Annotated in this window: 19 protein-coding genes and 2 pseudogenes; 14 read left to right on the top strand and 7 right to left on the bottom strand. The window is 67.4% G+C overall.

All coding sequences use genetic code 11. The features are described 5' to 3' along the window. Positions 1 to 15: 15 nt before the first annotated feature. The 4 genes from HNR00_RS05905 to HNR00_RS05890 all read left to right on the top strand — a co-directional run bounded on the left by HNR00_RS05905 (position 16) and on the right by HNR00_RS05890 (position 4,403). The gene (locus HNR00_RS05905; RefSeq protein ID WP_183566345.1) at positions 16 to 1,293 is read left to right on the top strand and encodes a M16 family metallopeptidase; all 1,278 of its coding nucleotides are present in this window, start codon (positions 16 to 18) and stop codon (positions 1,291 to 1,293) included. Positions 1,294 to 1,371: 78 nt separating this feature from the next. Beyond that, positions 1,372 to 2,481 (top strand): TlpA family protein disulfide reductase, encoded by a 1,110-nt coding sequence (locus HNR00_RS05900; protein ID WP_183566342.1) that lies wholly within the window; start codon positions 1,372 to 1,374, stop codon positions 2,479 to 2,481. A gap of 126 nt (positions 2,482 to 2,607) precedes the next feature. Further along, positions 2,608 to 3,219: a LysE family translocator gene (locus HNR00_RS05895; RefSeq protein ID WP_183566339.1), complete on the top strand. Its 612-nt coding sequence runs from the start codon at positions 2,608 to 2,610 to the stop codon at positions 3,217 to 3,219. Between the two features lie 125 nt (positions 3,220 to 3,344). Continuing rightward, positions 3,345 to 4,403: a threonine aldolase family protein gene (locus HNR00_RS05890; RefSeq protein WP_183566336.1), complete on the top strand. Its 1,059-nt coding sequence runs from the start codon at positions 3,345 to 3,347 to the stop codon at positions 4,401 to 4,403. Positions 4,404 to 4,415: 12 nt separating this feature from the next. Here HNR00_RS05890 and rocF read toward each other — a convergent pair whose 3' ends face one another. From rocF to HNR00_RS05865, 5 genes are all read right to left on the bottom strand, one after another. Beyond that, a complete protein-coding gene (rocF, locus tag HNR00_RS05885; protein WP_183566333.1) occupies positions 4,416 to 5,351 on the bottom strand; it encodes an arginase in 936 nt (311 codons plus the stop codon). After that, entirely contained in the window at positions 5,348 to 6,496 is a 1,149-nt protein-coding gene (locus HNR00_RS05880) for a PLP-dependent cysteine synthase family protein (RefSeq protein WP_183566330.1), read from the bottom strand. Before HNR00_RS05880 ends, rocF begins: the two co-directional genes overlap by 4 nt. Next, complete coding sequence (locus HNR00_RS05875; protein ID WP_183566327.1) at positions 6,493 to 6,852, bottom strand: STN domain-containing protein; 360 nt, start codon at positions 6,850 to 6,852, stop codon at positions 6,493 to 6,495. Before HNR00_RS05875 ends, HNR00_RS05880 begins: the two co-directional genes overlap by 4 nt. A 191-nt stretch (positions 6,853 to 7,043) precedes the next feature. Beyond that, positions 7,044 to 8,012, bottom strand: a complete 969-nt coding sequence (locus tag HNR00_RS05870) for a DUF4880 domain-containing protein (protein ID WP_183566324.1) — start codon at positions 8,010 to 8,012, stop codon at positions 7,044 to 7,046. Positions 8,013 to 8,030: 18 nt separating this feature from the next. Then, positions 8,031 to 8,537, bottom strand: a complete 507-nt coding sequence (locus tag HNR00_RS05865) for a sigma-70 family RNA polymerase sigma factor (RefSeq protein ID WP_246390312.1) — start codon at positions 8,535 to 8,537, stop codon at positions 8,031 to 8,033. A gap of 344 nt (positions 8,538 to 8,881) precedes the next feature. On the opposite strand from HNR00_RS05865, the pseudogene HNR00_RS05860 reads away from it, so the two are divergent. Next, positions 8,882 to 10,231, top strand: a pseudogene (locus tag HNR00_RS05860) (ISL3 family transposase); the annotation flags it as partial. 36 nt (positions 10,232 to 10,267) lie between these two features. Here the strand turns inward: HNR00_RS05860 and HNR00_RS26020 are convergent. Together HNR00_RS26020 and HNR00_RS05855 are read right to left on the bottom strand one after the other, a co-directional pair. Next, a pseudogene (locus HNR00_RS26020) lies at positions 10,268 to 10,454 on the bottom strand (hypothetical protein); the annotation flags it as partial. Positions 10,455 to 10,521: 67 nt separating this feature from the next. Next, a complete protein-coding gene (locus tag HNR00_RS05855; RefSeq protein WP_183566318.1) occupies positions 10,522 to 11,856 on the bottom strand; it encodes a sigma-54 interaction domain-containing protein in 1,335 nt (444 codons plus the stop codon). A gap of 210 nt (positions 11,857 to 12,066) precedes the next feature. Here HNR00_RS05855 and HNR00_RS05850 point away from each other — a divergent pair, with 210 nt between their 5' ends. The 9 genes from HNR00_RS05850 to HNR00_RS05810 all read left to right on the top strand — a co-directional run bounded on the left by HNR00_RS05850 (position 12,067) and on the right by HNR00_RS05810 (position 20,320). Next, the gene (locus HNR00_RS05850; protein WP_183566315.1) at positions 12,067 to 12,846 is read left to right on the top strand and encodes an alpha/beta fold hydrolase; all 780 of its coding nucleotides are present in this window, start codon (positions 12,067 to 12,069) and stop codon (positions 12,844 to 12,846) included. A gap of 169 nt (positions 12,847 to 13,015) precedes the next feature. Beyond that, the gene (locus tag HNR00_RS05845; protein WP_183566312.1) at positions 13,016 to 14,635 is read left to right on the top strand and encodes an MFS transporter; all 1,620 of its coding nucleotides are present in this window, start codon (positions 13,016 to 13,018) and stop codon (positions 14,633 to 14,635) included. A gap of 65 nt (positions 14,636 to 14,700) precedes the next feature. After that, positions 14,701 to 15,789, top strand: coding sequence for a GlxA family transcriptional regulator (locus tag HNR00_RS05840; RefSeq protein WP_183566309.1), 1,089 nt, complete (start codon positions 14,701 to 14,703; stop codon positions 15,787 to 15,789). A gap of 134 nt (positions 15,790 to 15,923) precedes the next feature. Next, a complete protein-coding gene (locus HNR00_RS05835) occupies positions 15,924 to 16,934 on the top strand; it encodes a CobW family GTP-binding protein (RefSeq protein WP_183566491.1) in 1,011 nt (336 codons plus the stop codon). 34 nt (positions 16,935 to 16,968) lie between these two features. Next, the gene (locus tag HNR00_RS05830) at positions 16,969 to 17,478 is read left to right on the top strand and encodes a DUF1097 domain-containing protein (protein ID WP_183566306.1); all 510 of its coding nucleotides are present in this window, start codon (positions 16,969 to 16,971) and stop codon (positions 17,476 to 17,478) included. A gap of 12 nt (positions 17,479 to 17,490) precedes the next feature. After that, positions 17,491 to 18,225 carry a nitrile hydratase subunit beta gene (gene nthB / locus HNR00_RS05825; RefSeq protein ID WP_183566303.1) on the top strand — a complete coding sequence of 245 codons (735 nt, stop codon included), beginning with the start codon at positions 17,491 to 17,493 and terminating at the stop codon, positions 18,223 to 18,225. An 11-nt stretch (positions 18,226 to 18,236) separates the two neighbouring features. Then, a complete protein-coding gene (gene nthA / locus HNR00_RS05820) occupies positions 18,237 to 18,860 on the top strand; it encodes a nitrile hydratase subunit alpha (protein ID WP_183566300.1) in 624 nt (207 codons plus the stop codon). Positions 18,861 to 18,867: 7 nt separating this feature from the next. Further along, entirely contained in the window at positions 18,868 to 19,191 is a 324-nt protein-coding gene (locus tag HNR00_RS05815; protein WP_183566297.1) for a nitrile hydratase accessory protein, read from the top strand. A gap of 103 nt (positions 19,192 to 19,294) precedes the next feature. Continuing rightward, entirely contained in the window at positions 19,295 to 20,320 is a 1,026-nt protein-coding gene (locus HNR00_RS05810) for a HoxN/HupN/NixA family nickel/cobalt transporter (protein WP_183566294.1), read from the top strand. Positions 20,321 to 20,604 lie beyond the last annotated feature (284 nt).

The raw sequence follows: 20,604 nt of genomic DNA, 5'->3' as shown, positions 1-20,604 counted from the left end.
ACGGAGTTTGACCTCATGACGATCCATGTGGGCAGCGTCGCTGCCTCGCCCTCCCTCGCCGCGCGCGTGCAGGTGGTCCGCAGCCCCGGCGGCATCGAGGCCTTCCTACTGGAAGACCACGCTCTGCCGCTTGTCTCGATGCAATTCGGCTTCCACGGCGGCGCCGCCCTCGACCCGGACGGCAAGGCCGGGACAGCGCGTATGACGGGCGGACTGCTGTGCGAGGGCGCCGGCCCCTTCGACGACCACGCCTTCCAGCTCGCCCTCGCGGACCGAGCGATCCAGCTCTCGTTCGGGATCGAGCGGGACCGCCTCACCGGCTCGCTCCTGACGCTCTCGTCGGAACTCTACCATGCCTGCGAGCTGCTGGGCACGGCGCTGCGGGAGCCGCGTTTCGCAGTGCCCGACTTGGAGCGCCGCCGCGGGGCCTACGCGGCGGAGCTGCGCCACGGCCTGACCCAGCCCGGCGCCGTCGCCAACACGGCGTTCTGGGAGCGGGGCTTCCGCGGCCACGCCTACGGCCGCCCCCCCGCCGGGGCCCCGGAGGACCTCGCCGCGATCGGCCGCGAAGACGTCGTCGCGCTGCACGCGGCGCTCGTCACCTGCGCGGGTCTGCGTATTGCCGTCGTCGGCGCGGTGGGAGCCGACGCGCTTGCTGCTGCCCTCGACGCGGCCTTCGCGGGCCTCCCCGCCGGCTCGGCCCGCACCATGCCGGCGACCGCCCTCGCGGGCGTGGGCGAACGCGTCGCCCGTTCCGTCGACGCGCCTCAGTCGAGCGTCGTCTTCGGGCGGCCCGCCCTGCCGATGGCGGATCCGGATTTCCCCGCCGCGATGGTGGTCAACCATTGCTTGGGCGGCAACCCGTTCTCCTCCCGCCTCTACGCCGAACTGCGGGAGAAGCGCGGCCTCTGCTACGCGATATGGACAGGCTTCGACCTGTCGGAGGGCGTCGCTTCCCTCGTCGGCTCGACCTCGACGCCCAACCGGCACGTCGACACCAGCATCGCGCTGATTGGCGACGAGATCGGGCGGCTCCTGCAGGACGGCCTCGGCGAGGACGAGATAGACGCGGCGCGGCACTACCTGGTTGGCTCGCACGCGGTGCGCCTCGACACCTCGACGGCGATCGCCCGCCAACTCCTGGCGATGCGCTTCAACGGACAGCCCCTGTCCTGGCTCGACGAGCGCGGCCTCCGTATCGCGGCGGTGACGCGGGCCGAGGTCGCCCGCGCGATCGCCCGCCTCTTCGGCGAGGGCGACCTGCTCGTCGCCAGCGCCGGCGGACTGCACTGACGTCGCAGCCCGCCGCGCTCCACGGAAACCCAGCGCCCCCGTGCGGGCGGCGCGCCCATCGAAAACGAGGACAATCCCATGACCCAGACCGAACTCCTGGTCGGCGATCCGGCCCCCGCCCTCCCGCCCGCGACCTTCCTCAAGGGCACGCCGGTCTCCGCCTTCGAGCCCGGCCACGTCTACGTCGTGGAGTGCTGGGCCACGTGGTGCGGCCCGTGCCGGACGACCATCCCGCACCTGACGCAGATGCAGAAAGATCATCCCGAGGCCCGCTTCGTCGCCGTCGCGGTGTGGGAGGACAACATCGAGGATGTCCGCAGCTTTGTAGCCGAGCAGGGCGAAGCGATGAGCTACGCCGTGGCCTACGACGTCGCCGAGCCGGCCGCGAGCGGCGGATGGATGCCGCATCACTGGCTGCTGCCAGCCTACCGCAACGGCATTCCCACCGCCTTCATCGTGGACCGCGCGGGCCGCGTCGCGTGGATCGGCCACCCGGTCGGCATGGAGGACGTTCTGCCCGCCATCGTCGACGGGAGCTTCGACCTCCCGGCCGCCGCCGAGCGGTACGCTGGCTGGATGCGGGAGAGCCTGACCCGCGAGAAGGCGCACCTGCAGGCGGCGGTGCAGGGCTGTCTGAAGGCGGGGGACCGTGCCGGCGCCGTCCGGGCCTACGACGCCGCCTTCGCCGCATGTCCCCGCCTGGAGGCCGAGGCTGGGCTCAACAAGCTGCGGCAACTCCTCTCCCACAACGGGGCCGCCGCCCTGGATTACGGAAGCCGCCTCCTCGCGTCGTTCGGCTCCGACCATCCCTATCTGAAGCGGGCCATCGCCTCGGAGGTCGTCGCTACGCTGGAGCAGAACGCCGGCCACCCGCAGCGGCAGACGTTCGCCCGGTTCGTCGTTGACGTCGTCGGGGGCGGCGAGGCGGAGCGGCCGGAGGACGAGGACGCCTTCGAGGCGTGCATGCGCGCGCGCTGCCTCGCGGTCGCCTTCCTGAGCGATGACCGGCCGGCCGCAGCACTTCGCCAGGCGGAGGCGGCCATCGCCCAGGGACGGGCGGCCGACCTGAACGAGGGAGCGATTCACCGCCTCCAGTCCCTGGCGGACCGCTGCGCCGGCGTCGTCGCGAGCCAGCAGCCGAAGACGCCGACGGTCGTCTGCGAGGGCGACGTCTGCCGCATCGCCTGAGTCGCCGTCGCCACGGATCGGCGAAGCAGATCACCCCGCCGATCCACCCACGCCCGCCTCCCTCGGCCAGGCCCCACCGCGCGGGTCGCCGACCCGCCGCCTCCGAAGTAAGCGCCTCACGTTCCCATGACCTTCCAGACCTGGCTCGCCTTCTTGGCGGCATCCAGCATCGTTCTCGCGATCCCGGGCCCGACCGCGCTCATCATCATGCGCTACGCCGCCGAGGGCGGGCGCGGGCGCGTCGCGCGCGTCATCGCCGGGGCGGTCCTGGGCGACGCCACCGCGCTCACGATCTGCAACGTCGGCCTCGGCGCGCTACTCGCCACCTCCACCGTCGTCGTCACCGTGCTCAAGTCCGCAGCGGCCGCCTATCTGATCGGCCTCGGCCTCCGGAGCCTGTTCGGCCGTGCCCCCGCGACCGCACAGGCGGGACCCCGCGGCGGGCGCCCCTTCCTCGGGGTGTTCCTCGTGACGGCCCTGAACCCGAAGGGCATCGCCTTCTTCTGCGTGCTGCTGCCCCAGTTCGTCGACGGGGCTCAGCCGGTCCTGCCGCAATTCGCCCTCCTCCAGGCGACGTTCTGTGTCCTTACCTTCTGCGCCGCTCTGACCTGGGCGCTCGTCAGCCTGTCGCTGCACCGCGCGGTGGTGCAAGGTCCCGCCAGCCGCCTGTTCCGCCGCGTCACCGGCCTGGTCCTGATCGGCACCGGGATCGCCCAGGTAACGGGACGGTCGGCGTGAAACGCCCGATGCGCCGCCGCTGCGTCCCCGCCCGCACGGGCCTGCCGCAGCGGCCACGCAAACGTTTCCTCATCGGCAGAGGCGCGAACGGCGCGCCTTGCCCCGCACGGACGCTACAGCCCCCCATGACCCACCCCACCCCGGATTCTGCGAGCGCGACCGCCCGTTATGTCGGGAGCGACAACCAGTCGGGGATCAGCCCGGAGGTCTGGGCCGCCATGGCCGAGGCCAATGCCGGGCACGCCCCCGCTTACGGCGCCGATGCGTGGACGCAGGCCGCAGCGGACGGCGTCCGGCGGCTGTTCGACACGGATTGCGAGGTGTTCTTCGTCTTCAACGGGACGGCGGCCAACTCCCTGGCGCTCGCCTCCCTCTGCCAGTCCTATCACAGCGTGATCTGCGCGGCCTCGGCCCATGTCGAGACCGACGAGTGCGGCGCGCCAGAGTTCTTCTCCAACGGCTCGAAGCTGCTGACGGCCCCGAGCGAGGAGGGAAAGCTCCTGCCGGAGACGATTCGCGCCCTCGCCACCAGCCGCACCGACATCCACTTCCCGAAGGCGCGGGTCGTCACCATCACCCAGGCGACCGAGACCGGACGGGTCTACACGCCCGGCGAGATCGCAGCGATCGCGGACACCTGCCGGGGCTCGGGCCTGCGCCTGCACATGGACGGGGCGCGCTTCGCCAATGCCTGCGCCGGTCTCGGATGCCATCCGGGCGACATCACGTGGCGGGCGGGCGTCGATGTGCTGTGCTTCGGCGGCACCAAGAACGGCATGGCGGTGGGCGAGGCGGTGATCTTCTTCGACCGCAGGCTGGCCGAAGATTTCGACTACCGCTGCAAGCAGGCGGGCCAGCTCGCCTCGAAGATGCGCTACCTAGCGGCCCCCTGGATCGGCAGCCTGCGGGACGATGCGTGGCTCGCCCGCGCCGGCCACGCCAATGCCTGCGCCGCGCGGCTCGCCCGGCAGATTGCGGACGTGCCTGGCATGCGCCTGCTCCACCCCGTCGATGCGAACGCGGTGTTCCTCGACATGTCGGACAGCGCCGCGGCGCGGCTGCGCGCCCTCGGCTGGCAGTTCTACGCCTTCATCGGCGGCGGCGTGCGGCTGATGTTCACCTGGGACACCGCCTTCGCGACCGTGGACGCGCTGGCGGCCGACCTGCGCCGGGCCGCGGCCTGACGACCCGGCCGTTCAGTAGCTCCGGGTTGGGCGGTCGAGCACCGTGCGGCCCATCAGGCTCGCGGCGAGGTCGGCCATGACGATGGCGGTGCGGCCGCGCTCGTCCAGGAACGGGTTGAGCTCGACCAGGTCGAGGCTGCCGACGAGGCCGGAATCGTGGAGCATCTCCATGATCAGGTGGGCCTCGCGGAACGTCGCCCCGCCCGGCACAGTCGTGCCGACGCCCGGAGCGATGGAGGGGTCGAGGAAGTCGACGTCGAGGCTGACATGCAGGCGTCCGTTCTCCCGCGCGACCCGCCCCAGGAACGGCGCCAGCAGGGCGAGGACGCCGTGCTCATCGATCGCCCGCATGTCGTGCACCGTCAGATCGGTCCCGGCCAGGGCGGCGCGCTCGGCCGGGTCGAGGCTGCGCGTGCCCATCAGGCAGACGTGGCCGGGCGGGATCGGCACGGGCGGCGGCAGGTATCCGGCGAAGCCCGGACGGCCGGTGGCGTAGGCCAGCGGCACGCCGTGCAGGTTGCCGCTCGTTGTGGTGTCGAGGCTGTGGAAGTCCGCGTGGGCGTCGAGCCACAGCACGAACAGCGGCCGTCCCTCCCGCTCGGCGCGCCGGCTGATCCCCGACAGCGTGCCCGCCGAGAGGCTGTGGTCGCCCCCCAGCAAGATCGGAATCCGCGCCTTGCTCTCGGCGTACGCGATCTCGGCGAGCGCGGCGGTCCACGCGACGAAGGCCGCAAGGTCGTGGACCGCCGGATTGGGGTGGGCGCGGGCCGCGCCCGGAACGACCGGGACGTCTCCGGCGTCGCGGATGTCGAGGCCGAGATCCCGCAGCGCCTCATGCAGGCCCGCAGCCCGGTAGGCGCTCGGGCCCATGTCGCAGCCGCGCCGCCCCGTTCCCTCGTGGACCCGGGCGCCGATCAGGGTGCAGCGCCGTCGGATGTCTGAACTCATCGAATTCCCTTGCCGGCTTCCACGCGGCGGGCGGTTTCCACCGGCGGAACCCCCTTTTGCAGGAACGCCGCCATGGCCTCCCGCGGGCCCTCGACGTCGAGGCCCCGCGCCCGCGTCCACGCCGCGTCGAGATGGGTGCTGCGGTAGCGTTCGCCCGAATCGCAAAGGAGGGTCACCACCGAGCCGGTTCGGCCGCTCGCCGCCATCTCCGCGATAAGCGTGGCCGCCGCCCACAGATTGGTCCCGGTCGAGCCGCCGCAGGAGCGGCCGAGCACCGCCGCCAGCGCCTGCGCGGCCCCGAGGCTCGCGGCGTCCGGCACGGCGATCCAGCGGTCGATCAGCGAGGGCAGGAACGAAGGCTCCAGTCGGGCGCGGCCGATGCCCTCGATAACGGAGCCGGCGCCGGAGCTTCCGGTCACCTGCGGGTCGGCGAGGTGGCGATGAAACACCGAAGCCTCCGGATCGGCCAGGCACAGGCGGGTGTCGTGGCCGCGGTAGCGCAGATAGCGGCCGATCGTGGCGGAGGTGCCGCCCGTGCCGGCCCCCACCACGATCCAGGTCGGGATCGGGTGGCGCTCCCACACCATCTGCTCGAAGATCGACTGGGCGATGTTGTTGTTGCCGCGCCAGTCGGTCGCCCGCTCGGCATGGGTGAACTGGTCCATGTAGTGGCCGCCGGTCTCCTCGGCGATCCGGGCCGCCTCGGCGTAAACCGCGCCCGGATGGTCCACGAAGTGGCAGCGACCTCCGTAGGCGGCGATCTCGGCTACCTTCTCGGGCGCGGTGGAGGCGGGCATCACCGCTACGAACGGGAGCCCTAGCATCAGCGCGAAATAGGCCTCGGACACCGCGGTCGAGCCGCTGGAGGCCTCCACGACCGTCGTGTGCGGCCCGATCCAGCCATTGCACAATCCGTACAGGAACAGCGAGCGGGCGAGCCGGTGCTTCAGGCTGCCGGTCGGATGGGTCGACTCGTCCTTCACGTAGAGGTCGATGCCGGCCGAGCCGCCGAGCGGGACGCGCAGGAGGTGGGTGTCGGCGCTGCGCCCGGCTTCGGCCGCGATGATGCTGAGCGCGTCGCTGAGCCAGGACCGGTCGGGGGCGGTGCCGGCTGTGCCGACGACGGAACGAGGCGAGGCGCTCACGGCCGGTCCCCCGTCGGGCGCTCGCCCGCCGCGTCCTGTGGGGCGAGCGCCCCGGTGGAGGCGAGGTCTTCGCACTCCGCCGCGGCCGAGCGCGTCGCGATGCGGCGCACGGTCAGGGAGCCGCCCGCCCCTCGGGCGATCCGCAGGTCAGTGCCGACGAGCGCGCGCGCCAGGGCCGTCTCGACCGTCTCGCGGCCGCGGATCGGGCCGACGATCCGTCCCCGCGCCAGATCGGCCGGGAACACGATCGAGCGCCGACCATCCAGCGCGATCCGGGTCAGGACCGTGGCGAGACTGCCGCGCGGAACGTCGAAGACGTACAACTCCTCCGCCCGAACCGATCCGGCCGTCAGCATCCACCCGACGACCGCCGCCCCCGCTATCAGCCTCCAACGCGCCCGACCCGACTTTTTTTCGCCCATCTCCGGTTCCCCGTCTTCCGTCCCGGTTCCTGTGACGGCCGAGGGCGAAAAAGCGTCAGCGCAGAGGGCGTGGTCGTGCTCCCGACCGGAAACGAGACGATCGAGGGTCCCGGTGGCAGCGCTGGTCAAGCCGAGGCGGCGCGCGGGCCGAGCGACACCCAGTAATGGGCAATGCGCGTGATCGTAAGGTCGAGCGATTCCGCCAGGGCATCCAGGGACCCGTGCGGGTCCTTGAGCGAGAAGACGCCGGTCACACGGAGCGCCGAGACGGCCGGGTCCACTCGGATCACGCCGGGAAAGTACGGGCGCAGCTTGTCGACGATAGCTGCGAGCGGACGGTCCTTGGCCACGAGCAGCTTCTCCAGCCATGCCGTGGCGGCGTCCCGATCCGCCGCGAGGCGCCGCAGGCGCCTGTCACCGAACTCCAGCAGATCGCCCGCGGCGACCATCTGCGGGCCTCCCCCGCCAACCCCGGCTAGTTCGCCCGCTCCCTGCACGCCGGTGACCGACACGAGATGGTTCCGATCTTCGAGCACGAAGACGCCAGCCTGGGTCCGAAGGGTCAGAGCTCCGAGGGTGACGTGGAAGGGGCTCGCCCGCGACGCGACGCGCACGAGGATCTCGCCCCCCAGGAGTTCGAGGCCCCTCAGCCCAGCCTCGTAGCGCAGGTTCACTGCGGTCCTCGGCGAGAGGACGGCCTCGCTCCCGTCCACCAGTTGAACGGTCCGGTGTTGGGCCGTGAGGGTGACGTGGTCCGCCAGCACGCTGCCGAGCGGTACGAAACGGTCGAGCAGGCTTCCGCCGACGGCCCCGGCACCGACCAGGGCGCACATCCCGGTCAACAAGCCCCGGCGGGTCTGGAGCCGCTGTCTGCGGGCCATCAGATCGGGCGAGAGGCGGTGCCGGGAAGCGACGCCGTAGGGCATCAGGCTTTCCTGAAGGCGGATCCAGGCCGCCTCGTTGAGCGGGTCCGCACGCAGCCACGCCTCGAACGCGCGCAACTGACGCTCGGACGTCGCCCCGGAGCCCATCTCGACCATCCACTCGATGGCGGCCTCGGCCCTTAGATCATCGAGTCGATCGGCCCTCGACATGGTTCGTGCTTCCGGCGATCAGCCCTGCTGGGCCGTGGCCAGATACGTCGCGCGCAGACCCTGTGCAACGTACTTGCGCACCATGCTGACGGAAACACCCAGTTCGGCAGCAATGTCCGCGTAGGCAGCGCCCTCGACCTGACTGAGGAGGAACGCCCGGCGCGCCTTGTCGGACAGGGTGGCGAGCATCGCGTCGATCGCCTGAAGGGCCTGCACGACGACGAGCCGCTCCTCGGCCGAAATCTCCAGCGCCTCGGGCAGTGCCGCCAGTTCGGCCTCGTAGCTGCGGCGGAGGTCGTCCCGCCGCCGCGCGTCGCAGATCAGCCGCCGGGCAACCGTGGTCATCATCGCCCGCGGTTCGCGGATGGCACCGAGATTGGGCATGGTCATAAGCGCGACGAAAACGTCGGAGGCAAGATCCTCTGCCGAGGACACCGTCCAGCGCTGGACTCCCAGCCAGCGGGTCAGCCAGCCGTTGTGCTTCCGGAACATGCCGTCGAGCACTGCATGATCATCAGCACCCATTGATGTCGCCATCCCGCACCCCAGCCGTCTTCAGACGCTGCATCGTTGGACAGGAAATGCATCCAAGCATGCCCGTCCGCCCGTAGCCCGCTTCGCCATACGCATGCCGTGTGCCAATTATCGACTAACGGCGCTTTGACCGGGGCGACGACAGATCTGCACCTCGGCTGAGACGATACCTGCATCGATGCTGCACGTTGTTTTATGAGGTTTCGGTGATCGCAAAGTCAAAGCCATAAAGTCCTTTTTTTTGTTGTGAATAGAGAAGCTTCTCGCCCATGCCGCAGGTCTGGACCGCCGTCCGCCGCCACGCGGGCGACTGCAGCAAAACCGGGGCGGTTCACCTGAAGATGCGCCGCTTCCGCTGCAGCCACTGCCTAGGGCGGACTTCGCCGAGTGCGTGCCGGGGCTGGTTGCGCCCAAGGCGCGCCGCAGCGAACGGTTGGTTGAGGCACAGACCGATATCGGCATGGTGCTCGGCGGTGAGCCCGGTGCCCGTTTGTCGCGACGATTGGCGATGCCGGTCAGCGGCGACACCGTCCTGCGCTTGATTCGTCATCGCGGGATCAATCCGTCTCCGCCACCGCGCGTGGTCGGCATCGATGACTGGGCTTGGCGGCGCGGCCGATCTTACGGCACCATCGTCTGCGATCTGGAACGGCGGTGCGTCATCGACCTGCTTCCCGGCCGCTCGTCGGCACCGGTGCGAGATTGGCTCGCTGCCCATCCGAGCGTGACCGTCATCGGCCGCGACCGTTCAGGGCCCTACGCCGAGGCCGCGCGGACGGGGGCACCGACGGCGACGCAGGTCGCCGACCGCTGGTACCTGCTGGTCAATGCTTCCGAGGCGCTGCGCGGCATCGTCGAGCGGCACCCGTCCGAGAACCGGGACGGGGCGCTTCGCTTCGTGCACATCTCCTCCGATGGCCGCGATGCAACGGAGAGCGCGCCAACGTCGGTGGTGCACAACCCGCGGTGCGACCGCTGCGAGACAGCCCCGCGCTTCCACGGCGAAGGGATGCCAACTAAGGAGACCGCCCGCCGTATCGGTGCATCCCGCAACGCTGTGCGCTGCAGGGTTCGGGCCGGCCGGTTCATGCCCTACCGCCAAGCCCCAGGTCCGAGCCGGCTCGACCGTCATCTCCCCTTCGTCGAGGCGCGTTTGCAGGAGGGCGAACGCAGCGCGACCGTTCTCCATCGCGAACTGCGCGCCCAGGGCTTCACGGGTGGCTATGACATCGTCCGACGCTGGGCTGCGCAGCTGCGGTCAGGGGCGCCCCGACCAGTGTCTGCCCGGATCCCCTCGACACGGCGCATCACTCGATGGCTGACCGGCGATCCAGCGACGCTGTTGCCGGTGGATCGCGCCTTCACCGAAGCACTCTGCGTCGCTGCCCCGAAACTCAGGTAATCCGTCGAGGTAGTCGGGCCTTCGCCGAACTCCTGCGCCGAGGAGATCCGGCAGGACTGACGCCTTGGCTTGAGGCCGCAGGCAAGACCGCACTCGGCGGCTTCGTCACCGGGCTCCGGCAGGACGAGGCGCCGTACGCGCGGCCATCGACGAGCCCTGGAGCAAAGGCCCCGTCGAGGGACAGGTCAACCAACTCAAGCTGATCAAGCGGACCATTTACGGCCGCGCCGGATTCGACCTCCTGCGCCAGCGCTCCTGCATGTCGCCTGCGGCCGACCTGTAGAGATTGGCCGCACAGAAGCCCGCCAGCACCGAAAGTGCGGATGAACCCATATTCCACGCTCTTTGACAGCTTGTAGCGGATGGGCAGGCGGCTGAAGCGGTTGAATCACGCGTGAGTGCCCTCATCCTGAGCTTGTAGAAGAATCGACCACCCAGCGATGGCGACCGAGCTTTTCGCTGCTTTCGATCCCTTTGAGGGCGATGCGCGGGATGATCCCACGCGCTCAGGAGAGCTTCACTGCGCTGAACACAAAATCCGATCTTGCAAAAATGCAAAACTTTGTCATGGATCTACGACACAATTTTAGATCGAATTCGATAAAACTGAGCGCGGCTGATCCCTAGTCGGCGCGCAGCCTCACCGATATTTCCGCCCGTGGCCAACAGCGCCTCCTCAGCAAGACGCGCACGCTGAATGTCCGTCGAAACCTTTAGGGTTGCTGCCTCGGTGCTTATGTTCGCCGATGCCGACATCTCGTCGATGGCGAGTTCGCCGGTCACGAGATATCGGGTGAGAACGCTTTCCAATTCGCGCACGTTGCCGGGCCAGCGGTGTCTTTCAAGTCGCTGCAACTGCTCGGCCGAGAGCGATCTCTTGGGCAGTCCGCTCTCTGCGCTGAGACGGTTTAGCAGGGCCGTGCCTACTAGAGCGAGATCAATGCGCTCCCGCAGCGGAGGCATCCGGATGCGCAGGACGGCGAGGCGGTAAAAAAGGTCTCTTCGGAATGTGCCGGCAGTCAATTGGTCATCCAAAGACTGGTGTGTGGCGCAGACCAAGCGGAAGTCGATCCGCTTCGGCACCGTCGCGCCCACGCGCACGATCTCTCCGGTCTGCAGGACACGCAGGAGGCTGCCTTGCAAATGGACGGGCATATCGCCGATCTCGTCGAGAAACAGCGTGCCGCCGGAGGCAACCTCGATCTTGCCAAGTTTCCCTCGGCTCGAGGCACCTGTGAACGCCCCGGCCTCGTAACCGAACAGCTCGGAATCAATCAACTCGGCCGGGATCGAAGCGCAGTTGACCGAGACGAAGGGACCGGGAGCGCGAGGCGACAGGGCGTGTAAGGCATGCGCGATAAGCTCCTTGCCGGTTCCCGTCTCCCCGGTGATTAGAACGGGAAACTCGGTCTCTGCCGCCTGCCTCAGGCGCGTTCGACATGCGTCGAGCGCTGGATCGTTGCCGACCAAGTCGTCGATCCCGAACCGCGTGCGCCATGTGGCAGCCGCAGCCGGTACCGCGACGCTTGTCTCGAAGCGTTGATAGGCGCGGCGGAGCGCGGAGGGACTGGAGAATAGGGCCACGCCCACTGCGCCTATCGGCTTGCCGTCCTTTAAGACCGGCGCCTGACGTGCCAGCAGCTTCTGGCCGCGCACTTCCAGGGGAAACGGTGACATCGGTGTGTCGCCCTGCGCGACGAGATGAAGGCGCGTCTGTGGACCAACGACATCGGTAATGTGTCGCCCAACGAAGTCATCCTCCTCGCCGCCAAGCAAATGGCAATAGGAGCGATTGATCAAGACGATATGCCCGGTGCCGTCCACTGCAACAAGGCAATCCGAGACGTGGTCGAGCAAGAGGCGCAGCAACTGCGCTTCATCGGTGCCTGCGCCGGGCCAAGTGAGCATGTATCGCATGTGCCTCAAAGATGAGACATTTGTCTCGCAAATGCAATGCCAAACCGATTCCCCGAGCTCAGTCAAGGCGCCCCAAGCCACCGGGGAAGATCATAAAAACTATTTATAATCAGCATTTTGCGTGGTTTTCGGCCTCTTGGCACACCGCTGGTGCCGAAGTTGCGGGATGTTCGACCGTAACTCATTGTCAGGAGTGTCGGCGTGTCTAATAGCGAGCAGCGTCTGATCGGCGACAGCATCGTCGAGATCTCAGGCCAGGGGCCGGCCATCGTCTTCGTGCACGGCTTCACCACCACTGCCGAGTTCTGGCGTGAGCAGGTCGCGCCGTTCTCTCGGGATCGGCGCGTGATTCGGGTCAATCTGCCCGGGCACGGCGTATCGCCTCGACCGGAAGAGCGCGGGTACGCCATCGACGACTTCGTCGTGGACTTGGAGCGGGTGTTCACGGAACTCGCCATTGAGCCGTGCGTGCTTGTCGGCCTGTCCATGGGCGGCACCATCGCCCAGCGCTTCGTCCTGAAGAACCCGCCGCGCGTCAACGCCCTCGTTCTGGTCGGCGCGACCCCGCACGGTCTCGGCCCCGATGTGAAGGTTGAGAACGTTCTGACGGCCATCGATCGCTTCGGCGTCGCAATTGCGAGCCAGCACGTCATCGAAAGATCCTTCGCCGCCTGCGCTCCCGCATCGATCGTGGATTGGGCGAAGAATGAGGTCGTTCAGACGCCCGCCCACGTCGCCCGCGTCGCGATCCGCTCCCTCAATGCGAGCGACAGCCGGTCAGAGTTGTCCTCGATCCGCATCCCGACCCTTGTCGTCGTCGGGGAGGAGGACGCCATCACCCCGCCGGCCGAGTCCCGGGCGCTGGCCGATGGCATTCCCGACAGCTGGCTGACGATCATCCCGAATGCGGCCCATTTCCCGATGATCGAGCAGCCGCACATCTTCAACGCCAAGTTCAGCGAGTTCCTGAACTCGATTTGAGTCGGCGCGCAGCTGACTGCCAACACACGCGCAAGAATTCTGGTCACATCGATGCAGCCGGCTAACGACCAAGTCGAAAACTGTCGGTTCAGCGACCGATAGATTAAAAATAAAATGCACGGGCAATCCTTCCAAGGTTCAGGGCCAGTCGAAAACTAGGGGAACAGAAATGTCTGCACAGTCCGTGATGCCCGCGCCGGCCGAAAGCCAGCTATCAGCCCAAAGTTCATCGGAGACTCGACGCGTCGTGCTGGCCGCCGCCCTCGGCACGGTGTTCGAGTGGTACGACTTCTTCATCTACGGAACGCTTGCAGCCTTCTTCGGCGCGCTGTTCTTCCCGCCGAGCAATGAGACCGCGGCGTTCCTTGCGTCGCTCGCCACCTTCGGTGCCGGCTTCGTGCTGCGCCCCTTCGGTGCCTTGTTCTTCGGTCGGCTTGGCGACCTCGTCGGACGCAAGGTCACCTTTCTGATCACCATGCTGATCATGGGCGTCGCAACGGCGGCGGTCGGGTTGCTGCCGACCTTCGCTCAGATCGGCTGGTGGGCCCCAATCATCTTGGTGACGCTGCGGCTGCTGCAGGGTCTCGCAGTCGGCGGCGAGTTCGGCGGTGCCGTCACATACGTTGCGGAGCACGCGGGCAGCGGCCGACGCGGGTTCATCACCAGTTGGATCCAGATCACTGCGACCGGAGGCTTGCTGCTGTCGCTTCTTGCGATCCTGATCTGCCGCAACTCCATGTCACCTGAGGCTTTCGCTTCCTGGGGCTGGCGTATCCCGTTCGTGGGCTCGATCGGCCTTCTCCTACTCTCGCTCTATATTCGGCTGAAGCTGCACGAGTCGCCCGTGTTCAAGCAGATGCAGTCGGAAGGAAGGACATCGAAAAACCCTATCAAGGAGGTTCTCGGCGAGAAACGCAACCTTAAGACCGTGCTCATCGCAATCTTCGGCGCGGTCGCCGGTCAGGCAGTGATCTGGTACACCGGCCACTTCTATAGCCTGTACTTCATGACAAACACGCTTAAGCTCGATCCGAGTACGGCCTATATCTATCTGACCATCGGTCTCGTCCTGGCGACGCCATTTTTCGTGGTGTTCGGCTGGCTCTCCGACTGCATCGGCCGCAAGTGGATTATCCTGACCGGTTGCGCGCTCTCGGCGATCCTGTTCATCCCGATCTTCAACGGGCTGATGATCTACGGCAATCCGCGGCTGGCGGCCTTCCGAGCGAACCACACGGTGGCGCTTCAGGGCGCCGACTGCGTTGCCGACCAGTCGATCGTCACGCAGCTGTTCTCGCCAGCCAAGACGACGCCCTGCTCGAAGGCCAAGTCATTCCTGTCCGCCAACGCGGTGCCCTACACCGTGGTCCCCGGCGACGGCTTTGGCCTGCGGCTGGGCGACCGTAGCTTCACCGGGTTCGACGAACCTGCCGTGAAGGTCGCGCTCGTGGAGGCGGGGCTGCCGCTCAAGGCAGACCCGGCCCAGGCCAACGCCCCGATGATGGTGGCGCTGTTGTTCGCTCTCGTGTTCCTCGCCACCATGGTCTACGGCCCGCTAGGCGCGATGCTGGTCGAACTGTTCCCGACCCAGATCCGCTACAGCGGCGTGTCCGTCGCGCTGCAGTTCGGCAACGGCTGGATCGGCGGCTTCGCGCCGCTCGTCGCCGCCTCGGTGGTGGTGAGCACCGGCGATGTGTTCGCAGGCCTCTGGTACACGGTGATCTTTGCCGCCAGCACCGCCGTGATCGGCGCCGTTCTGCTGCGCGAGACCCACACGTCCCGCCTCTGATGAGGCCGACAGCGCCGCCGTCAGCGGGCGACGGCGCTGTCAATCGCGATTGGCCCGGCCCTGACATGCCGGTTTCTCACCACATCTCGCACTCCGCCAAACCGATGAACGACATGGAACCCCGCGTGATCACCGTCGGCATCGTCGCGCCGGCCGGATCGCAGGCCCTCGATATCGTCGGCCCGGTCGATGCGTTTGCGCAAGCCGGGAAGATCCCGGACAATCCGGTGCGCTACGCGATCTCGCTCCTCGGAACCGCTCCTGGTCCGATCACCGCGTCCTCGGGCCTGCGTCTAATGCCGGACCGGCTGATCGGCGAGACAAACGAGTTGTTCGACACCTTGCTGGTCGCGGGTAGCCCCGACATCGAGGCGTTGAGCCTAGAGACGGCCGCCGCCGCCTGGCTCGCGGATATGGCTCCTGTAACCCGCCGGATCGCGTCCATCTGCAACGGCGCCTTTCTCCTGGGCGCGGCGGGCTTGCTAATGGGCCGGCGGGCGACCACGCACTGGCAGTCCGCCGACACCCTCGCAAACCGCTTTCCCGACACCCGAGTCGAGCACGACCGGACCTTCGTCCGCGACGGCCACATATACAGCTCGGCCGGCGTCACGGCGGGCATCGACCTCGCGCTCGCCCTCATCGAGCAAGATTGCGGCCCAACCGTCTCTCTCGCCGTCGCCCATGCCCTCGCCGTGTGCTTGCGTCGGCCGGGCGGGCAGTCGCAGTTCAGCATGCATCTCTGGGCACAACTCTCCGAGTCGTCGCCGCTCGGCGCCCTGTCGGACTTCGTGCTCGACAACCTGTCTGCCGACCTCTCCGTCGAACGGCTGGCGCGGCAAGCGTCCATGAGCCGGCGCAGCCTGACGCGCCTTTTCCACGAGGCGTTGAAGACGACGCCGGCGCGCTTTGTCGAGGCCGCCCGCGTCGAGGCCGCACGAAGCCTCCTTGAGGCAGGTTCGCTCAGCATCCAGCAGGTCTCGCATCATTGCGGGTTCGGCTCGATCGACACCATGCGCCGGGCCTTTATCCGGCACCTGACGGTTTCGCCGGCCGGCTATCGCCAGCGCTTCCAAGCGCCGTCACACGCGGCTCCCGGCCCACTTTCCGCAGGGCGCTCCAAGCACCTCGCTCAACAGGGAGGCAAGCGGTGAGTAGGCGCAAGGCAACGTGAGCCACCCGTCCAGATATGCGTTCTATCTGGCCTAAAGTGCCACAGAATCGCGCTGGTTCCTGATGTGGCGTGGATTTAGCTTCGCCGACGACGCAGATTCCGGGAGACTGTTCTATGTCGTTAAGTAGTGGGAAAGTTCCGGTCACGGTCCTCACCGGCTTTCTCGGCTCGGGAAAGACCACCCTCCTGAACCAGCTGCTGGCGCAGGCGGGGGCGGAGGGGACGGCCGTCATCGTCAACGAGTTCGGCGAGGTCGGCATCGACGGGCAACTGGTGGTTGGCGTCGACGAGGACGTCGTCGAGATTAACAACGGCTGCATCTGCTGCACCGTACGCTCGGACCTTGTCACCACGATCGAGCGCCTGCTCACACGCCCTCAGCGGGTCAGCCGCATCCTGATTGAGACGACGGGCCTCGCCGATCCCGCACCCGTGATCCAGAGTTTCATTCTCGACGAGCGCCTGCGTGCCGAGACTGAGCTCGACGCGCTGGTGACGGTGGTGGATGCCCTGCACAATCCGCTCTGGCTCGCCCTGGGCGAGGAAGCGGAGGCAGCAGGGGGCGAGAACGTCGCCGCCGAGCAGATCGCCTTCGCCGATCTCCTGATCCTCAACAAGACCGACCTCGTCGACGAGGACACACTCCGCGAGCGTGAGACCGAACTGCGGCGCCTGAACCCGCTCGCGCGCATCCGGCGCGTCCAGAATGCGGCGGTGCCGGCCGCCGAGGTGCTCGGCATCCGCGCCTTCGATCTGAAGAATGCCCTGAGCATCGAGCCCGAACTTCTCTCGGACGTCGAGCACGAACACGACGATAGCATCGGCAGCGTCGCGGTTCGCGTCGAGAGCGATCTCGACTCGGGAAACTTCTTCCGGTGGCTCAACGGCTTCGTCCAGGCCAAGGGCGCCGACATCTTCCGCATCAAGGGCATCGTCCCGGTCCTGGGCGAGGCGCGGCGCTACGTCTTCCACGGCGTGCATATGACACTGGACGGCCGGCCGGGCCGTCCTTGGCGACCGGGCGAACGCCGGCACGGCGAAATCGTCTTCATCGGCCGCAAGCTCGACCGAGCTGCAATCGAGGCCGACATGCACGCCTGCTTGGCTGGGCGGGACGCCGCATGACACCGCAACCCATCACGGCTGGAGATCCTACCATATGTCCCCGACGCTCGCCCTGACTGTCAGCATCGCGGTCCTCGGAGGCCTCGACACCTACCTAACGGCCACGCTCCTTCCGATCCCGGTCTGGGTGACCTTCATCGCCTGGGCCTCGTTCTTCGCCTGCGGCGGCGGCGTGTCCGGCCTCGTGAAGTCGGTCGCCTCGAACTGGACCGGCATCCTCATCGCGAGCCTGTGCCTGCTGGTCATCACGATGGCGCCGACCTCTCCGGCCCTCGCCGCAGTGTCGGTCGGCATCGGAAGCGGCCTGATGATCCTCGCCGCCTCGGCCGGCTTCCTCGGCTATCCACCGGCCATCGTGTTCGGCTTCGCCTCGCTGGTGGGTACGACGCAGGCGAACGGCCGAGGAGTGCTCGATCTCGGTCTTACCCACCCGACCCTCGTGGCCGGATTCTCGATGCTCGTCGGCGCGCTTTTCGGCATCGTCTCCGAGAGGCTCGCCAAGGTCCTGACCGAACGCCCCACCGCCCCCGCGCAAGCCCACTGATCCGGAGGTCCCATGAAGCTTCAGCATACCCTCGGCGGCCTCGAAGGCCTCGACCCCGTCGCTCCCGAACTGCGCGTCTTCGTCGAGCCCTGGGAGGAGCGCATCTTCGGCATCCACACCGCCATGATGGCGCTCAGCCCACAGGTGAAACTGCCGCCGACATCGAGCAGCTTCAGCACCGTCTGGACCTGGGCCGATCTGCGTAAAGGCGCGGAGGCGATGAACCCGTTCGACTACTTCAAGTATCGCTATTACGAGAAGTGGCTCGGCGGCATCTCCGGCTACTTCGTCGCCAACGGTTACATCACCCAGGCCGAGCTAGACGCGCGAACCGATGAGTACTTCGCCGATAACGCCAAGCCGCTGCCGTCGGGCGGCCAGTCGGACGTCGACGACCGCGTCCACAAATACCTGATGGACGGCGACTCGCCCTGGCATCAATGGGCGGACAAGCCGCGCTTCGCCGTCGGCGACACGGTGGTAATCGGCGATCCGCCGACGGTCGAGCACACCCGCTTGCCGGGCTACCTACGCAACAAGGTCGGTGTCGTCGAGACCGTCTACGACGACGCGTTCGCCTACCTGTGTTCGACCGGGCCCGACGGCATCGGCCCGGCCATGCCGGTCTACTGCGTGAAGTTCGATCCGCAGCATCTTTGGCCCGGCAACGCCGAGCCCGGCTTCTTCATCTACGCCGACCTGTTCGATGCCTATCTCCGCCCGCTCGACCAGCAAGCGGCGGCCTAAAGGGGGAACCGATGACCGACCGTTTTGCCTATCCGAACGACCGCGAGGAGCGCAACGCCGCGCGCGTACGCGCGCTCGAAGCTTTGCTGATCGAGAAGGGCATCATCACCGATCAGACCGTGGACAAGGTGATGCAGACATTCGCCACCGAGATGGGCCCGTTCAACGGCGCCAAGCTGGTCGCACGGGCCTGGGTCGACGATGCCTTTAAGGCGCTTCTCGTCAAGGACACCATGGCGGCCGTCGCCCAGCTCGGTCTGCCCACGGGCGCTGCGGGCGCCGAGGGCGAGCACATGCGCGCCGTCGCCAACACGCCTCAGGTCCACAACCTGATCATCTGCACGCTGTGCTCGTGCTATCCCTGGCCAGTGCTGGGGCTGCCGCCGTACTGGTACAAGGACCCGTCCTTCCGCGCCCGCGCGGCCCGCGAGCCGCGGGCAGTGCTCAAGGAGTTCGGCCTGGAGGTCGATGCCTCGAAGGAGATCCGGACCTGGGACAGCTCGGCCCAGATCCGCTGGTTCGTCGTGCCCGAGCGGCCGGACAACACGCAGGGCATGAGCGAGGACGATTTGGCCAAGCTGGTCACGCCGGAAGCGATGATGGGCGTCGCCATCGCCCTGCCGAAAGCCGCCTGATTCGGCCATGCAGACGAGCTTCGAGCACTTCGCCGTCGCCAGCATGATGGGACAGTCGGACACGCCCCCACGGGCGAACGGCTCCCTCTGTTTCCATCAGCCCTGGGAACGGCAGGCGTTCGGGCTGGCCGTCGCGCTCGCGCGGGACGGCCACTTCGAGTGGGAGGATTTCCGGCAACTACTGATTGCAGAGATCGCAGCCTGGGAAGCCTCCCACTCCCGCAACGATCCGGGCTGGGACTACTATGAGTGCTGGCTGAACGCGCTCGAACGCGTGACCCGGGCACACGTCGTTGCCGCCGATCCGCTAGCCGGTGCATCGGCGCCATGACCCGCCGGACGGGTCCGCCGCTGCACCTGACGTTCTGAAGATCGCTGCGCCGGTCGGCTGACTTCGATCCCCCATGGCCCTCTCATCAGTGAAGTGGCAGGCTATGCTGCTGCATGCAGGTCTCGTGTCGCGTCGGACGATGCCGGGCGTCGTCGCCCTCTACGTTGCCATCCTGGCGGCGACAGGAGCGGCTTGGGGTGGTGCATTCTACCTGTTCGGCGATCATCCGGCCCTGCTGGGTACGGCCCTTCTCACCTTCCTTCTCGGCATCCGGCATGCCGTCGATCCGGATCACATCGCGGCCATCGACAGCGTCACCCGCAACTTGGTCCAGGCCGGAAAGCAGCCTATCAGCGTCGGCCTGTGGTTCGCACTCGGTCATTCGAGCGTCGTGGTCTGCGGCTCCGTTGCCGTCGCCTACACCGCCACGAACCTCGCTGAAACCTTCGAACGTTTCGAAGCCATCGGCGGGGTGATCGGCAGCGGCATCTCGGCCCTCGTTCTCCTGCTGCTCGGCATCATGAACCTCATGGTGCTGAGGCAGGTTCTAGCCGCGCGCCGGTCCCCGGCATCGCATGATCGACCGGTTCCTTTTGACCGTGAGGCCAGATCCGGCCTCGGACTTCCGCGGTTCCTGCGGCCTCTGACCCGGTTGATCGTTCAGCCGTGGCAGATGCTGCTCCTCGGCTTCCTGTTCGCATTGGGCTTCGAGACCGCGACCGCGGTGTCGCTGTTCGGCGTGGCCGCGTCGCAGGCACTCGACGGTTCGTCGATCGCCAGTGTTCTGGTGCTGTCGGCGCTGTTCACGACCGGCATGGTGTTCGTGGACACGACCGACGGCATCCTGATGCTACACGTCTACAAGTGGGCGCATAAGGATCTGGACCGGACCTACCGATACAACATGGCGGTGACATCCCTATCGGCCGGAATTGCTCTACTGATCGGCATGGCGGGGGTCGCCAACATTGTGAGTTCCCACATCGGCAGTGCCATCCCGGACTGGCTGAGCTTGGACTGCCTCGAAGCACATGTCGGCTCTCTCGGGCTGTGGGTCGTCGGCATGTTCCTGAGCATCTGGCTGATCGCACGCGCGGTCGTCCGCTTTCAGCCGCGCTCCAGTCCGTGAAGCATTTTTCGATGGCCGCCGGCTCACTGCTGGATATGCCCATGTCCCATCGCGCGGGCGACACGCGGGCTGCGGCCAACGAAACAATTGGCGTTCCCCAAGACCGAGGAAGGTGCATGGATATCTGCGCGATAACCGCGGTCGAAATCGCTTCCGCAATCCGGGAAAAAACGGTCTCCGCCTTGGATGTGACGGAGGCTTGCTTGGGTCTGTTTGGGTCGTGTCCCGTGATGTGGTGTAGGAGCGCCGGTCCTCGGCAAGGTCCGAAGATGATTAGGCGGCCA

The sequence above is a fragment of the Methylorubrum rhodinum genome (assembly GCF_014199935.1).
GTDB classification, from domain to species: domain Bacteria; phylum Pseudomonadota; class Alphaproteobacteria; order Rhizobiales; family Beijerinckiaceae; genus Methylobacterium; species Methylobacterium rhodinum.
The sequence above is the reverse complement of the archived record's forward strand: the minus strand, read 5'-3'. Positions and strand labels throughout refer to the sequence as shown.